The organism is Amycolatopsis dongchuanensis (genome assembly GCF_039542405.1).
Taxonomy (GTDB): Bacteria; Actinomycetota; Actinomycetes; order Mycobacteriales; family Pseudonocardiaceae; genus Amycolatopsis_E; species Amycolatopsis_E sacchari.
In genome coordinates this window covers 1-534 of sequence record NZ_BAABIB010000165.1, presented here as the reverse complement: position 1 = coordinate 534, position 534 = coordinate 1, and the positions used below count along the sequence as shown (strand labels likewise).

Sequence of the window (534 nt, the reverse complement as noted above, 5' to 3'; positions counted from 1 at the left end):
AGACCCGTCCCCTCACCTCAGGCCCTCACCCACGTCACCAACGTCACGACCCGCAACAGCTAGCTCAACTCGCGGGGTGGGTCGCCAGCGACGCCGGGCAGTACACCGAGGCCCAACAGGTCTACCTCTCCGGGGTGTCGGCTGCTCAGGACGCCGGTAACCGAGCACTCGCCGGGCAACTGCTGTCCAGCCTGAGCTACCAAATGGCCAACGTCGGCGACCCAGCCGACGCCGTGCTACTCGCCCGTTCCGCCACGAAGGGCGCCAACGGCACCACGCCCGTGGTGCGGGCGCTCCTACTCGAACGGGTTGCCTGGGCAAGTGCACGCTCCCGCGACGCCAACGGCACGCGGCGCGCCCTCGACGCTGTGGACGACGCTTACGAAGCCCGTTCGTCGGGCATCGAAGAACCCGAGTGGGTGTACTGGCTCGACCGCAAGGAAATCGACGTGATGGCCGGCCGATGCCTGATCGAGCTAAGGGATGTCTCGTAACCCGGTGGGCGGCTGGCCGGTCCGGTAGTTGATCATGTTG

1 protein-coding gene is annotated in these 534 nt (G+C 67.2%); it reads left to right on the top strand.

Going from position 1 to position 534, the window contains the following annotated elements; all coding sequences use genetic code 11:
- Positions 1–494, top strand: a 494-nt coding sequence (locus ABFX51_RS37375; RefSeq protein WP_487046926.1) for an NsdA family TPR-like regulatory protein, incomplete at its 5' end; no start/stop codon positions are given.
- Between the last annotated feature and the right edge of the window lie 40 nt (positions 495–534).